At 38.4% G+C, this 15,472-nt stretch carries 14 protein-coding genes; 12 read left to right on the plus strand and 2 right to left on the minus strand.

Going from position 1 to position 15,472, the window contains the following annotated elements; translation table 11 throughout:
* Positions 1-110: 110 nt before the first annotated feature.
* Positions 111-530, plus strand: coding sequence for a GNAT family N-acetyltransferase (locus WKH56_RS15165; protein WP_205826977.1), 420 nt, complete (start codon positions 111-113; stop codon positions 528-530).
* A 40-nt stretch (positions 531-570) separates the two neighbouring features.
* Here the strand turns inward: WKH56_RS15165 and WKH56_RS15170 are convergent, their stop codons facing one another.
* Both WKH56_RS15170 and WKH56_RS15175 read right to left on the minus strand, forming a co-directional pair.
* Positions 571-2,157: an MptA/MptB family glycosyltransferase gene (locus WKH56_RS15170; protein WP_028413088.1), complete on the minus strand. Its 1,587-nt coding sequence runs from the start codon at positions 2,155-2,157 to the stop codon at positions 571-573.
* A 154-nt stretch (positions 2,158-2,311) separates the two neighbouring features.
* Entirely contained in the window at positions 2,312-2,848 is a 537-nt protein-coding gene (locus tag WKH56_RS15175) for an IseA DL-endopeptidase inhibitor family protein (RefSeq protein WP_014459798.1), read from the minus strand.
* A 714-nt stretch (positions 2,849-3,562) separates the two neighbouring features.
* Between WKH56_RS15175 and WKH56_RS15180 the strand changes: the two genes are divergently transcribed.
* The 11 genes from WKH56_RS15180 (at position 3,563) to WKH56_RS15230 (ending at position 15,374) form a co-directional block, all read left to right on the plus strand.
* Positions 3,563-4,798, plus strand: coding sequence for a Zn-dependent hydrolase (locus WKH56_RS15180; protein ID WP_033579195.1), 1,236 nt, complete (start codon positions 3,563-3,565; stop codon positions 4,796-4,798).
* Positions 4,799-4,965: 167 nt separating this feature from the next.
* A complete protein-coding gene (locus WKH56_RS15185; RefSeq protein ID WP_028408271.1) occupies positions 4,966-5,604 on the plus strand; it encodes a response regulator in 639 nt (212 codons plus the stop codon).
* A gap of 4 nt (positions 5,605-5,608) precedes the next feature.
* The gene (locus tag WKH56_RS15190; protein ID WP_063247853.1) at positions 5,609-6,727 is read left to right on the plus strand and encodes a sensor histidine kinase; all 1,119 of its coding nucleotides are present in this window, start codon (positions 5,609-5,611) and stop codon (positions 6,725-6,727) included.
* A 101-nt stretch (positions 6,728-6,828) separates the two neighbouring features.
* On the plus strand, positions 6,829-7,767 hold the full coding sequence (locus WKH56_RS15195; protein ID WP_028413090.1) for an ABC transporter ATP-binding protein: 939 nt from the start codon (positions 6,829-6,831) through the stop codon (positions 7,765-7,767).
* Positions 7,768-7,786: 19 nt separating this feature from the next.
* Positions 7,787-8,893, plus strand: coding sequence for an ABC transporter permease (locus tag WKH56_RS15200; protein ID WP_063247854.1), 1,107 nt, complete (start codon positions 7,787-7,789; stop codon positions 8,891-8,893).
* Position 8,894: 1 nt separating this feature from the next.
* Positions 8,895-10,043 carry an ABC transporter permease gene (locus tag WKH56_RS15205; RefSeq protein WP_063247855.1) on the plus strand — a complete coding sequence of 383 codons (1,149 nt, stop codon included), beginning with the start codon at positions 8,895-8,897 and terminating at the stop codon, positions 10,041-10,043.
* Between the two features lie 245 nt (positions 10,044-10,288).
* Positions 10,289-11,479 (plus strand): iron-containing alcohol dehydrogenase, encoded by a 1,191-nt coding sequence (locus tag WKH56_RS15210; protein ID WP_115654099.1) that lies wholly within the window; start codon positions 10,289-10,291, stop codon positions 11,477-11,479.
* A 45-nt stretch (positions 11,480-11,524) separates the two neighbouring features.
* Positions 11,525-12,958, plus strand: coding sequence for a GntP family permease (locus WKH56_RS15215; RefSeq protein ID WP_048019181.1), 1,434 nt, complete (start codon positions 11,525-11,527; stop codon positions 12,956-12,958).
* A gap of 207 nt (positions 12,959-13,165) precedes the next feature.
* On the plus strand, positions 13,166-13,498 hold the full coding sequence (locus WKH56_RS15220) for an IDEAL domain-containing protein (RefSeq protein WP_205689613.1): 333 nt from the start codon (positions 13,166-13,168) through the stop codon (positions 13,496-13,498).
* A gap of 119 nt (positions 13,499-13,617) precedes the next feature.
* Complete coding sequence (locus tag WKH56_RS15225; RefSeq protein WP_013083443.1) at positions 13,618-14,190, plus strand: DJ-1/PfpI family protein; 573 nt, start codon at positions 13,618-13,620, stop codon at positions 14,188-14,190.
* Between the two features lie 71 nt (positions 14,191-14,261).
* Positions 14,262-15,374: a CdaR family transcriptional regulator gene (locus WKH56_RS15230; protein WP_063247856.1), complete on the plus strand. Its 1,113-nt coding sequence runs from the start codon at positions 14,262-14,264 to the stop codon at positions 15,372-15,374.
* Positions 15,375-15,472 lie beyond the last annotated feature (98 nt).

Here is a 15,472-nt window from a genome sequence, read left to right on the forward strand (position 1 = left end):
CAGTTTTTTTATTTGGAGAAAGGGTAACAAGATAACTAGATAAAAATGTTGAATTATTATTCTTTTTGATGTATAAATATAATATAGAAAGCAACGGTATTGAGAGGAGAATGAACGTGTCTTACGTAATAAAAAAAGAGGTTCCGTTATTTGAGCAGTTTGCTGCTTTGCATGAAGCGAGCGGATTACATAAAAGTAAAAAAGGCAATTATACAAAAGAACAGCTGTTTGAAGCGGCAGCCAACAGCTGGTTTAGAGTCGGTATTTATGATAATGAACAATTGATTGCATTCGGTCGTATGATTTCAGACGGAATTTACCAAGCGCTTATTTGCGACGTGATGGTTGATCCCTCGTACCAAAACAAAGGACTTGGAAAGCAAATTATTCAAGAGCTGTTGACGAAATGCCAAGAAAGCGGAATTGAATCGATTCAGCTGTTTGCAGCAAAAGGAAAGCATCATTTTTATAAAAAATTAGGATTTCAAGAAAGAGAAGAAGACGCGCCAGGCATGTCGCTTGTTATGTAAAAAAGCTCAGTGATCAATCATACTCACTGAGCTTTTTGTATTATGCCGTTTTTAAAACCGTACTTTTTTGGACTAAATTCCAAGCAACTTTTACTAAATAAACAACAAGCAAAACGTTTAGCATCGATGTAGCAAACATAGAAAACGGGTATGACGTGCTGTTTTGCATATTACTGTCGCCGTATAAAACAAAAAAAGTGTTCATAAAAATACTGATGCTAAATCCAAGGGATAAGTAAAGCAAATTTTTGTCTTTTAAATAAATATAAGCCACTAAAGCAAGCGCTGCTGCTGGAAATAAGTAGCGTTCATGCATGCTTGAAGAAAACGTAAATACCCCTGAAATTTGAATAAGCGCTGCAAGAGCGGCGTATTTAAAGCTCCGTCCTTTTATATAAATAAGCCAAGAAAAAATAGTTGTCGCGACGATAAAAATAAGTCCCCACGTATGATAGCTGAAAAACAGCAGCGTTGCAGAGCTGTCTTTATAGTTTGCGCCTATTAAACTATAAAAGTTGTAGGCGTTAACAGAAGCATACGGGTACTCTCCAATGGTGGATGAAAATAAATCAATAATCCACGTTGGACTTTTTCCGACTGAAAAAGGCAATAAAATCACCCCAGCAGTGAAAGCCGCCGTTAAAGCAATGCCGAAGAAATGCTTCACTTGCTTCAGGCGAATGAGCTCGAAAAACAAAATAGGCAGGATAATAATCGCCTGCGGCTTCATTAAGACCGCTGCTGTAAAAATAACGGCCGACGCGTAAATTCGTTTTTCCGTAATCATTACAATGGCTAGGACAATAAGTAAAGTGAAAAATGAATCCACTTGTCCCCAAAACGTTGAATTAACTAAAATGGCCGGATTAAATAAATACCCAATTGCTAACAGGTATGCAAAAGAAGGTGCCAAGTATTTACGAGCTAAACGATAGAGTAAATAAGATGTGACAACATCTGCTAAAATAGGCGGAATTTTAATCAACAGCGAAAAATACTGCTGAAAATCCGGTAAACTGCCAACTTTCCCAACGATAAACAAGATATAAATATAAAACGGCGGATAATCGCTTCCGCTTTTAGCGTAGAAATTTGAAAAATGATTAGCCGCAACCGATGCCCAGTTTTTGAAAAGCGACGCATCCATATGAGAGCCTACCCACGGAATCAGCGCAATCCGAATAAATAAACCAGTGCCAAGTAATGACCATAAAATAACGCGAGAATGCCCTATCGAATGATGCCATTTCTTTTTCTTTACTAATCCGTAAACGAAAGCTGCTGCTATAAAAAAGCCCACCGTATAAAGAGCTAGCGGCGTTTCATAGTCTTTATTAGCTCCTTGACTTCCGGCACCGTTATCCATAGATAGATTATGAAAAGGCGTTACGTGTTCTCCGGAATTGCTGGGTGAAGCAGGACCGTTTCCTGAAGGAAGACGATGATCTCTTGAGTTATTATCAAGAGCAGATATACCATTCGTAATCTTTTTTAACTGATGACTTTCTTGAATTGAAAATAAATGTTCTTCTCCTTTATAGTGTGATAGTGAAACGATACTGAAAACAAATGCTAAAAGAAAAGCTGCCGTTACGATAAAAGCCGTTCTTTTTTGTAGTATGTTCATATAAAATCCTCCGATGACAATGTATCGAATAAGTAGTAGTGTGTCTCCATACTATAAGGGGAGTTGGTGAAAATAAAGTGAAACTTCTTTAATAAAGAGCGGAAGAGAGAGCATAAAAAAACAAGGCCTTAGAAGACCTTGTTTTTTATATTGCTTATAGTACAGCATCAAACTTATTTACTTTCCACTGTGAACCAGATTTATAAAATGTAACGGTGCGTTTTACACTTCCTCCGTCAACTGTTGGAACCGTAAATTGATAAGAGCGAACATCGGCGCGCTGATAAGTTAGTTTTGCTTTTGCTTTGTTCCACTCTAGCATGCTGAATCCGTCACCGACAGGACGAGCAAGCTTTCCGTTATATGTGATGTAGCGATAATTTGTTAATCCTTTTTGAATAGCACTGTTTGTAAACGTTTCAGATAAGTAGCTTACTAGTTTGCTTTTTGTATTAAAATCTTGACAAAGATATGAGTACTGAGTGCCTTTATAATTAAATGTTTTTTGAGTACATAAATTACCTTTAGATCCATGAAGTGCATTCCAGAAATGGTTGCTTGCGTTTGCTGCAATTTTTACCGCATTAGTCGTTGATAGATTTTGTGATGCTGCTTGAGCTGTAACTCCTGTGCTTAGTGAAAAGAAAAGAGCAAGTGATGCTAAGATTATTCCAAATTTTTTCATTTCCATTTCCCTCCTACTCATTCATTGAAATATATGTAACATTCATGCTGTTAATATTACAATTGTTACATTTATATTACAATACTTCTTTAAAGAAATAAAGAGTATTTCTTATATATGTTTGAATTATTCCCGTATTTTCTTAAATAAAACGTAGAATTAAAAGAAAACATATAAACAGTATGTCAATTATGTGTCACATATTTCGTCGCTTTACAAGTTCGTATATAATAGGAATAAATCGATCAATATGCTGATTTAGATAAATAGGTCAGGCACAAAAGGAGAACGTAAACTAATGGGTGTTTCAGAAGTGACATCAGGAATTATTATTACCACTGCCGTAATTGCTATTGTGATTATTACAGTTGGTGTTTTGGCTACAATGATTGCGATTGCGAAGAAAGCAAATAAAAAGTAAGTGTGTAGAGGAGAGTTAGTATAATAACTAATTCTCTTTTTTTTGAAAAAAACCTATCGCTATTTTTATAATAAAAATGCATAAATAACGCGTGCATTATTCATAGAAAAAAGCAGGAAATTTACGTTTTGAAGCTAATAGATACATAAGGCAAGCTGCGCACTTTCATTACAAAAACAATGGAAGGGGTTCTAACAGACTTCAAGTGATATCGCCTATTTTATGTCATAATGAATGATATTCATTAACACAGCATCTTAGACGCACTTTATAACCAAATAATGAGGAGAGTGGTTGAGTTGCAACGACAAAAAGTAGCAGTGAATGGAGAAAGGTTAAAAAATACGCTTGAACGATTTGCCGATTATGGACGAACACCTAATAACGGTGTAACCCGCCTAGCGCTGTCAGAAGAAGATCGCCTAGCACGAGATTATTTTTGCTCATGCTGCCGGGATCTTGGAATGGATATTAAAATCGATGACCTTGGATGTATTTACGCCACGCTTGAAGGACTAGAAGATAAGCCGCCTGTTGTGATTGGCTCACACATGGACAGCGTAAAAAAAGGCGGAAGGTTTGATGGAATCCTCGGTGTAGTTGCAGGGTTAGAGTTAGTAAGGACGCTGGTTGAACATAATATTAAGCCGAAGGTGCCGATTATGATTGTTAACTTTACGAATGAAGAAGGAGCGCGTTTTGAGCCTTCTATGATGGCTTCAGGTATTTTATCGGGCAAGTTTCAAAAAGACGTTATGATGAAGAAGACAGATGTTGACGGCGTGACGTTTAAGCAAGCCCTTCAATCATGCGGATATGAAGGCGATAGAAGTAACCGTCTTACTGAAGCATCGGCATTTGTAGAATTACATATTGAGCAAGGGCCTATTTTAGAAAGAGAAGCCAAATCAATTGGTGTAGTCGAGTGCGTGCTCGGAATGGTATGCTATGAAATTGAAGTTACGGGGGAGTCAGATCACGCCGGGACGACGCCGATGGATATGCGGAAAGATGCGCTATTTGCAACTAATAACCTGATTGCTGAAGCTCGTCATGAGCTCGGCAGATTGGATTCAAATTTAGTCTATACAATGGGTCGTATGAACGTACTGCCTAATATTCATACCGTTATTCCAAATAAAGTGATTTTTTCGCTTGAAGCGAGACATACGGATGAAGATGTCATTGCATCCGTGGAAAAAATTATTCAATCACTGCCTGATCAAGCGGAGCTGTTAGAAGGGTGCGAAGTGCGGGTGACCAAGCTTTGGGGACGCGATACCGTGTGGTTTGATAAAACGGTTTGTGATGAAGTGGAAGAGTCGGTTCGTTCGCTAGGGTATTCCTACAAGCGAATGGTCAGCGGAGCTGGACATGACGCACAGTTTTTAGCTAGCTACATTCCGACGGCTATGATTTTTATTCCGAGCGTAAACGGAAAAAGTCATTGTGAAGAAGAGTTCACTCCTTGGGAAGAATGCGAAAAAGGTGTAAACGTACTTTTAGAGACGGTGATTAAGTTAGCTCAGAAGTAACAGGACGAAAGAGTAAACCTGCGGAGGTTTGCTCTTTTTTAGTGCTTAGAAAGACTGCAAACTATCGCATTGAACTTTTGGTTTATTATGGCTACAATAAATGAGAAGCATCGGGATGGATGTGAAAAAAGGATGTGAAAAAAAGTGAGATCTTCTCACTTGCAGAAATGAAAATTACTATTATTATTGCAGATGATAATTCGTTTATTCGAGAAGGAATGAAAATTATATTAAATACATACGAGGAATTCGACGTTGTCGCTACTTTAAAAGATGGTCAAGAAGCCGTTCAATATTGCAAGAATCACTCCGTCGATATTGCATTGTTAGATGTAAGAATGCCTGTTATGGACGGTGTAGAGGCTACAAAGCTTATTTCAGAGTCAACGAAAGCAAAGCCGCTTATTTTAACTACGTTTGATGACGATGAATATATTATTGATGCTGTAAAAAACGGAGCTAAAGGCTACTTGTTAAAAAATACAGAGCCAGAGCGCATTCGAGACGCAATCAAAAGTGTGTTCAACGGACATACGGTGCTGCAAGATGTTGTGCTTGATAAAATTAAATCAAGTTTAAACGCTGCAACTGAGCGCGAGTCCAAAGCGGATATGACACAGTTTACCGAGCGTGAAACAAGCATTATGACGCTGATTGCCAAGGGGCTTTCAAATAAAGAAATTTCTAAAACGCTTTTTATTTCAGAAGGTACCGTAGCAAACTATATTAGTTCGATTTTAAGTAAAACGGGACTTGAGCACCGTACTCAAATTGCTATTTACTATTTAACCGGTAAAGGGAAGTAGGACTATGGAAGTCGGATTAATGATGACCAAGCTCATCCTCATGCTGTTTTTGGCTATTACGTACATTCAGTTTAATTATGTACACTCCATTTCAGCTATTGTGTTAGCACTGCTTCTTTACAGCTGTGTTAATATCGCCGCGTCTATTGTGAAAAAGAGCGCGTTCAAGCGCATGCTTATTGCTTTTTCAATTGTCCTTATTCTATATTGTGCGTATCAACTTCATCCTTTGTTTTTTCTTCTTTTGCCGCTAAACCTTTGTGAGCTTATTGGAGAATCAATCTTAAAAAAATGGATGGTGCTGCTTGTATTGCTTCCAGTACTGCTAGTTCCCTCTGATAGTAGAGCTCTGTATGTGTTAGTCGCTGCGTTTACTTTTTTTATTTACACAGGAGCAGCTATCTATCAAAAGCGGACAAACAATTATGAACAAAAGCTTGATGAAATGAGAGTAAGTATGCAAAAGCTGCAAAAGCACGTGAATGAAAATAAAGAGTATGTGAGACAGTCTCAATATGCTTCAAAATTAGAAGAGCGAAATCGACTATCGCAGGAAATTCATGATAAGATTGGTCATTCAATGACAGGAGCGCTTATTCAAATGGAGGCAGCAAAGCACGTAATGAAGCAAGACGAGGAAAAAGCGCTGTCTCTTCTTCAAAATGCGATTACGATTTCGAAAGAAGGCATTGAAGAAATTAGGTTAACGTTAAAAAGTATAAAGCCTCCCGCTGAGCAAATAGGAATCAGCCGTCTTAAATTATTTATTGGTGAATTTGAGGCTAAGCATAGTATCGCAATGCCTCTTGTATACAAAGGGAATTTAGATCTTATCACGCCTCTTCAGTGGAAAATTATCCATGAAAATATAACAGAAGCTATTACGAATGCTTTGAAATATGCAGAAGCAACGATGATTGCCATTGAGCTTCACGTACTAAATAAAATGGTGAAAGTAGAAGTCAAAGACAATGGAAAAGGCGCTCACTTGTTTCAAAAAGGACTTGGCATAGCAGGAATGGAAGAGCGCGCTGCTTCCATTAACGGAACGGTGATTGTCGACGGTACAAACGGATTTTTTGTTACCACACTGCTGCCGATAGGTGAGAAACTTCATACGTAAATAATGAGATTTCTCATGGGGAAAAGGTGAACTTATGCACTGACGTAAGTTTGCCTTTTTTTCATAAAATAAGGATATACCAACACACTAGAGGTGAAATGATGAACGTATTATCCATTCAAAAATTAACAAAGAAATTTGGAGATTTTATTGCGGTAGATAATTTATCTTTACAAGTAGAAGAAGGAGATATATTTGGGTTTTTAGGAACAAACGGAGCAGGAAAAAGCACAACGATTCATATGGTAGCTAGTCTTCTTCAAAGCAACAGCGGCGATATTGAAGTACTTGGGAAAAATATAAAGAAACACCGAAATTTCGCAAAGATGAACATCGGAATTGTTCCGCAGGACTTAGCGATTTATGAAGATTTGACAGCCTATGAAAATGTGAAGTTTTTTGCAGGACTCTACGGATTAAGAGGGTCACTTCTTAGCGAACGAGTCGAAGAAGCTTTAGCGTTTGTAGGGCTTTTAGATAAACAAAAGGCGTATCCGAAAAGCTTTTCAGGAGGAATGAAAAGAAGGTTAAATATCGCATGCGCAATTGCTCATCGCCCTAAGCTGATCATTATGGATGAACCGACGGTTGGCATTGATCCTCAGTCGCGAAATTATATTTTAACATCTGTAAAAAAGCTAAATGAAATGGGAAGCACAATCATTTATACGAGTCACTATATGGAAGAAGTAGAAGAGGTATGTACAAAAATTGCAATTATTGATCACGGCAAAATTATTGCTGAAGGAACAAAAGAACAGCTGAAAGCGATTATCACCGATACAAAAGACATTTGGATTGAAGTAAAAGAAGCAGACGATATAGATTGCAGCGGTCTAAAGGAAATTCCAGGCGTAACAGCCGTTACGTATGAAGATGGAATCATTAAAATTAATTCAAGCGCCGAAGTGAATAACTTAAACAAGGTCATTCATTATTTAATGACGCATCATATCGAAATTAAAGCAGTCAAGGAGCAAGCCCCTAATTTAGAGACGGTCTTTCTGACGCTCACAGGACGCAGTCTAAGAGATTTATAAAAGAAAGGAGGAATAGCGAATGAATATTATTGCAATTGCTTTGAAAGAAATGAAAAGTGATCTGCGAGATAAGCGTGCATTTATCTTTATGATTCTTTTTCCGCTAGCTCTTGTCCTTATTTTAGGAACAGCTTTGTCTCAAGCCTTTAATAACGACATGACGATAGACGATAGCTATGTTCTCTATAAAATCGACACAAGTAATGAAGAATCTGCTGCTTTTAAGCAGTTTGCTGCACATGCAGAAAAATCGGGCATTCACTTTAAAGCGTTGAAAAAAGATCAAGATGGAAAAAAAGAAGTAAAAGAGCAGCATTATACAGCTTATGTAGAAGTGAAAGACGGAGGCATTAATCTCTACGGAAATGAAGAAAACAGCATTGAATTTAACGTGGTGCAAGGTATGTTAAGTACATTTGTTGATAAGTATAACGTGGCTATGGAAGTGGCCAAAGTAAATCCTCAGCAAGTCGAGAACCTGCTGCGTGCGTCTAAGCATGACTATATTCAAGAAACATCCCTTCATTCTCAAAAACAGCCAAATTCAATAGACTACTACGCTATTTCAATGACCACCATGATTGTTTTGTACGGATCTATCTCAGCGAGTTATTTAATTAGAGGAGAGCGTATGCGAAATACAGCAATTCGATTAGTAGCCGCACCGATTAAAACCGCTGAAATTTTTGTCGGGAAAATTTTAGGCACTGTTTTGGTTCACGCCATTTGTGTATTAGTCGTCATTATGTCGACTAAATATTTTTTTGATGCGAATTGGGGAGATCATTTACTCTTAGTACTCGTAATGTTAGTATCTCAAATTCTTTTTGCCATTAGCTTTGGACTAGGAGTTAGCTACCTTACGAAGACGGAAGCGGCGTCAAGAGCAATTATTATGGTTGTGATTCAAGTGTCGTGTATTGTGGGAGGAACCTATTTTCAAAATGGATCTGGAGAAGGCTTCGTCAATGTATCACCTTTAACCTGGATGAATAATGGACTTATTAAATTGATTTATACAAATGATATCGGCGCTTCTCTTTCAGTTATCGGGTTGAATGTAGGCTTCTCTATTTTATTCTTGGGCACAGCCATTGTGCTTTTGAGAAAAAGAGAGGGGTTATAACATGAAAAATATCATGTGGCTTGTCACAAATATGCTGAGAAATATGCTGCTTAGAAACAAAAGGACGCTTGTACTTGTTATTGGTTTGCCTATTGCAGGTATTTTGATGTCCGTTCTTATTTATGGAAATACAGCAGGGACTTCGGTGAATATCGGAGTTGTCAATCACGACTCAACGGATATCTCAAAAGACACCGTTCAGTTTTTAAAAGGGCTGCATAAAACAAATGTTAAAATGCTCACTGACAAAGAAGTGGATCATGAGATTACGTCAAAGAAAGTTGATGCTGTTATTACTTTTGAAAAAGGGTTTTTTGAAAGCGTCAAAGCGAACAAACCAGATCATATTACGATTACTTCGATAAAAGGAGCAGAAGTAACGGGCTTTATTAAGTCTTATTTGTATCAATATATTGATAATGTTTCTGCGCTTAATCAAGCAGCAGGCGGCAATGACGCTGCGTTTAAACAAATGTATGAGAGTTATCAAAAAGCGCCATTCCACGTCTCCACGCATGCACTTGAAGACAAAGGAACCGATCAAAACATTGTCAAGCAGACAATTGGGTATTTAATTATGTTTATGCTTTTTTCTGCCGTAAATCTATCGGCTCTTATCACAAAAGAAAAAGAGCAGCGCACGTATTTTAGACTACTAGCTTCGCCAGTCAGTGCAAGGCAATACGTGATATCTAATGTTATGACAAATATGATTTTATTAACTTTGCAAGTAATGATTACACTTGTTTGTATTACGACTCTTTTTCACGTAGATATGAACATTCCTGTGTGGCAGCTATTTTTTATTTTAGTTTTGTTTGGGCTAGTAGCCATCGGCTTGTCGCTTGTAATCGTTGCTTTTACAGAAAGCTCAAAAGCGGCAAACGGCCTTCAAACGCTTATTATTACGCCAACTTGTTTACTGTCAGGGTGCTTTTTCCCTCCTGAATTTATGCCGGATGTGATGCAGAAAATAGCCGACTTTCTTCCTCAAACGTGGGTATTAAGCACGTTGAAAAGTGTTCAACAAGGAGCCGCATTAAGCAGCCTATGGTTAAATATCAGCATTTTACTAGCTTTTGCACTCGTTTTTTTCCTGCTATCGATTTATAAATTAAATCGAAATAATACTGTTCAAAAGTTTATTTAAATGGTAAAGTCAGAGAATACCTCTGGCTTTTTTTGTAATTTTTAAAAAGTTACAAAAAAAGATTGAAAAATATAAGATGAAATTTTAGAATGAAAGAGGAAAGGGGTATACAAAAAGAGAATAAATAGGGGAGAAAAACGAAGTTCATGTTGGTTTTTTGCACAAATAAATGAAATCGCTTACATAAGTCAGCATGAAAATACGGAAGGAGAGATTGTCAGCGAGATAACAAAGGGGGAAAAACAGTGGGAATTTATGAACTACTTGTACCACGCACGGTTTTATATGGAGAAGGATCATTTTCTAAAATTGGAGAGCAGGCTGCACTGCTTGGGACAAAGGCATTGCTTATAAGTGATGACGTTATGGCGAAAGCAGGCAATGTAGAAACTTGTCGTCGTTACTTAGCAGAGGCTGGCATGGACTGTGCCGTGTATACAGGCGTAAATTCAGAGCCGACAGATATTCATCTAGATGAAGCGCTTGCCATATGTAAAACGGAGCAGTGCGATGTGGTTATTGCCTTAGGGGGAGGCAGCTGTATCGATACTGGAAAAGCGGTTGCCATTATGATGACAAATGAAGGGCATCTACGAACGTATTTTCAAAATCAACAAGATTTTCAAGGTAGCCCTCTTCCTTTGGTTGCCGTGCCTACGACTGCCGGAACGGGCTCAGAAGTGACGAAAGCGACGGTTATTACAGACACGGCATACGATGTAAAAATGATGCTCGCAAGGCCTCAATTATTGCCTGATACAGCCATTGTTGATCCGTTATTAACTCTATCATGTCCAAAACACGTAACGGCAGCTACAGGAATTGATGCACTCAGTCATGCGGTCGAAGCGTATTTGTCTAAAAAAGCACATCCTTTTACGGATTCACTTGCTCTTCAAGCAATTGAGTTAATTATGAAAAATATTCGTCTTGTGTACAGAAATGGAGAAAATGTTCAAGCAAGAAACGAAATGGCCTATGCTTCTATGCTTGCGGGGATGGCGTTTTCAAATTCATCCGTTGCTCTAGTGCACGGTATGTCACGACCTATTGGCGCGTTATTCCATGTGCCGCACGGTATTTCTAACGCGATGCTCCTGCCTGCGGTTTTGGACTATACAAAAGAGGCTTCAATCGATCGTTTAGGTGAAATAGGACAAGCTCTTTTTCCGAACGTATCATATACAAAAAAAGAAGGAGCAGATGTGTTAATTGAAGCCATTAAGCAGCTTTGTATCGACTTAGAGATTCCTAATCTTCAATCGTGGGGCATTGATCGACAGCTGTTTTACGCGGCGGTTGAGAAAATGGCAGCGGATGCGATTCAAAGCGGAAGTCCTGCTAATCATCCGATCGTACCGACGGCAGAAGAAGTTATTCAGCTTTATTACACGTCCTATGAATATGAGTTTGAGTCTGCACTTTATAAGAAATAAGATAAATTCAAGACAAATTGAATGAGGGATGAAAGGGGAAACGTTATGGATTTGCTGATTATTTTGCTGTCTCTGGGGCTTTTGATGCTGGTTGCTTACCGCGGATTTTCAGTTATTTTGTTTGCTCCACTTTGTGCGCTGCTAGCCGTTATTTTAACGGAACCAAGCTATGCACTCCCATTTTTCTCAAACGTTTTTATGGAGAAAATGGTTGGATTTATTAAAAACTACTTCCCTGTCTTTCTATTAGGAGCAGTCTTCGGGAAGATGGTTGAAATGTCTGGAGTCGCTGAATCGATTGCGAAAACAATTGTTAAAGTCGTGGGGGCTAAACGTGCGATCTTGGCGATTGTTTTAATGGGAGCAATCTTAACCTACAGCGGCGTAAGTTTATTCGTTGTTGCGTTTGCAGTTTATCCGTTTGCGGCTAACTTATTCCGCGAAGCGAATATTCCAAAACGATTAGTACCGGGAACGATTGCATTAGGAGCTATTTCGTTTACCATGGATGCACTTCCCGGTACACCGCAAATTCAAAACGTTATTCCAACGACTTTTTTTAAAACAGACATCTATGCTGCTCCGACACTGGGGATTATCGGATCGGTTATTGTCTTTAGCTTAGGTCTTTGGTATTTAGAAAGCCGAAGCAAAAAAGCAAGAAAAGCTGGAGAAGGCTACTACGGATTTAATAATGAACTAGCGGCTGCTGCAGAGCTAGAAAAAGAGTCTGTACCTTCTACAGAACCTAAATATGAACCTAGCGTAGCAAGACAGGTTTTAGCGTTTGTTCCGCTCGTGCTTGTAGGGGTTGCAAACAAATTTTTTACTGTTTCTATTCCAAAGTGGTACCCAGACGGTTTTGATTTTGCCAAAATTGGCCTTGAAGCGTTCGGAAAAGTAGATTTAACCGCAGTTGTTGGTATTTGGTCAGTGGAGTTAGCACTTGTTATTGGAATTATTACGACGATTGCGTATGACTGGAAGAGAGTGACCACCGGTTTCCAAGCGGGTCTTAACGCAAGTATTGGCGGAGCGCTTCTCGCTGCGATGAACACGGGAGCTGAGTATGGCTTTGGAGGCGTTATTTCATCTCTTCCTGGCTTTGCAACCGTTCGCGATGGTATTTCACATACCTTTACAAATCCGCTTGTCAATGGAGCCGTTACGACAAACATTTTAGCCGGTATTACAGGATCCGCTTCTGGAGGTATGGGAATTGCGCTTAGTGCGATGGGAGATAAGTATGTAGAAGCTATTAATCAATACAATATTCCTCCTGAAGTTATGCACAGAGTTGTAGCGATGGCATCAGGCGGTATGGATACGCTTCCTCATAACGGAGCCGTTATTACCCTGCTTGCTATTACCGGATTAACCCACAAGCAGTCTTACCGAGATATTTTTGCCATCACTGTTATAAAAACGCTTGCATGTTTCTTAATCATTGGAATCTACAGCTTAACTGGACTCGTATAACAAATAAAGAGGCTGAGTGTAGTTGAAGAAAGATCCGAACGATAAATCGTTCGGATTTTTTTATTGTTGCACTGATTTTGTATATCGAGCCTTTTGCTCTAAAACAGATTCTTTGACTTTCTAAACTGTAAGTATTATGATTACACTACTTTCTAGAATACTATATGCCGTTACATTAATTCTTAGCATGTTTATGAAGAAAGGAGAATGACTGTGAAGCTATTTGAAGGAAATTTAAAAGTAGGCGACTGGGTCAAAGGAAAGTCTCGCGACGGTGAACTTATATACGGATATATAAAAACGATTAATCCATCTAAAAAAGCCGCACTAATCAATGTAGTGAAAAGTGATGATGAAAAAATGGTCGGCACAACCATTGGCATGATGGATGAAAAAATAGAGAAGCTGCCCCTTCAAAAAACGGCGCACGAAGAGCAGATTCTTTCATTGATTGATCTTGCGCTGCTAACAAAAGACGAAGCTTGGTTTATTGAATTAACAGCTGAATTAAAAAGAGTACAAGATAAAAAGCAAGGCTGACATTCCTAGTAAAGGAATGAAGGCCCTGCTTTTTTTATTATTCATAGGGGAAAAGCAGGAATGGAAAGCAGCTTGCGAGAAGAAGTAAATGACGACATTAAAAGAAAAGGTGATAAAAGATGAGTAAACGTGTCTTGATTTTAACAGGAGATGCCGTGGAGGCTTTAGAAGTTTTTTATCCGTATTATCGCTGTTTAGAAGAAGATATTCAGTGTACCATTGCCTCTCCCGTGAAAAAGAAGCTCCAAACGGTTGTTCATGATTTTCTTCCAGAGATGGAAACATTCACAGAGAAAACGGGATATAAAATTGATTCTCATGCTTCTGTTGATGAAGTGGATCCTGCCGATTATGATGGTCTTATTATTCCTGGAGGACGGGCGCCTGAATACATTCGAATGAACACAAAAGTTCAGGAAATTGCTGCTCATTTTTTAAAAGAAAACAAACCTTTAGGCGTTATTTGTCATGGTCAGCTCGTGTTAACGACGGTTAGAGAGTATCTGCAAGACAGAGAAGTGACAGCGTATCCTGCTTGCCGTCCGGAAGTAGAAGCGGCGGGTGCTGTATTTGTTGAACAGACGCTCCACGTAGACAGAAACTTAGTAACCGGACAAGCTTGGCCGGATTTACCTAAATTTATGAAAGAGTTTTTTAACGTGCTAAAAAAAGCTGAAAAAGTGAACGCATAATAAAAAAAGCGGGCTGAGAGAAAACCATTCTTTCAGCTCTTTTAATTGATGATAGGTGAGGTGTAAACAACGTGCAGCTAGTTTCTGAACTGTCGAAGAAAATTATAAAAGAAGTACAGCTGGTGATGAAAGAACATGTAATTGTAACGGATCCACGCGGAATTATTATTGCATCAACAGAAGAAAAGCGGGTTGGTTTTTTTCACGAAGGCGCGTGGAACGTGATGCAAAAAAAGCAAAAACTATATATCTCTAAAAAAGAAGCAGCAGATTTAAAAGGAGTTAAGCCAGGAATTAATTTGCCTATCAGTTATCAAGGAGACATTATTGGCGTTATTGGCATTACAGGTACTCCAGAAGCTGTTGAGCCTTTTGCAGATATTATTCGAAGATTAACAGAGTTAATTATTCGCGAAGCATACTACATAGAAACAAAGGAATGGGAAAATAAAGGAGTAGAAGCTTTTTTTCGTGAATGGATTTATAGCCAGCAGGTAGATGCAGAATTTATTGAACGAGGTCATATTTTAGGAGTACAAGTAGACAGTCCTTATTGCTGCACGCTCTTTCAAATTGACTCATCTCTTTCGAAAAAGAAGCAGCAGCAGGTACAAGAAATGATTCGCTACTGGTTTGAAAGTCATAAAGGTGAAGGAGATTATATCGCAAATTGGGGATACGATCGCTTACTTTTACTGAAAGAAGCGGTAGGTGAAAAGGTAAGACAAGGATTTAAAGAAGAATTAAAAAAATGTCAGCAGTACATTCAAGCAAACAACCAAGTTATCATCACTATTGGTATAGGAAAGCCAGCGGAGCAATTTGATTTGCATGCTTCATATGAAGAAGCAAAAAAAGCGCTTAAAGTAGCTTCAAAACGTCAAACCGTTGTTTTTTATGAGGAACTGCTGATGGATATGATTTTAGAAGACGTTTCTGAACCTGTAAAAAAGGAATTCTTAAGTAGAGTGCTTTCCGCTCTTTTAAAAGAAAAAGAGCTTCTCGAAACGTTGAAATGCTATTTATCCAATGATCAATCATTAAAAAAAACGGCAGTTGATTTACATATTCATATCAATACGCTTCATTACCGCTTGAAGCAAATGAAAGAGCTCACAGACATTGATCCTAAAAGTGTAAAGGGTCTCACGCTTTTTTACCTTGCGCTGTCTCTACTAGAATAAGTACGCTATTCATTAGATGAACATACAAAAAATAAGTTTTTAAAGCGTTTTTTTTTTAGTTCTTTATCCATATTCCCTCATGGCTTCTGCAACTATAA

It is taken from the genome of Priestia sp. SB1, assembly GCF_038898415.1.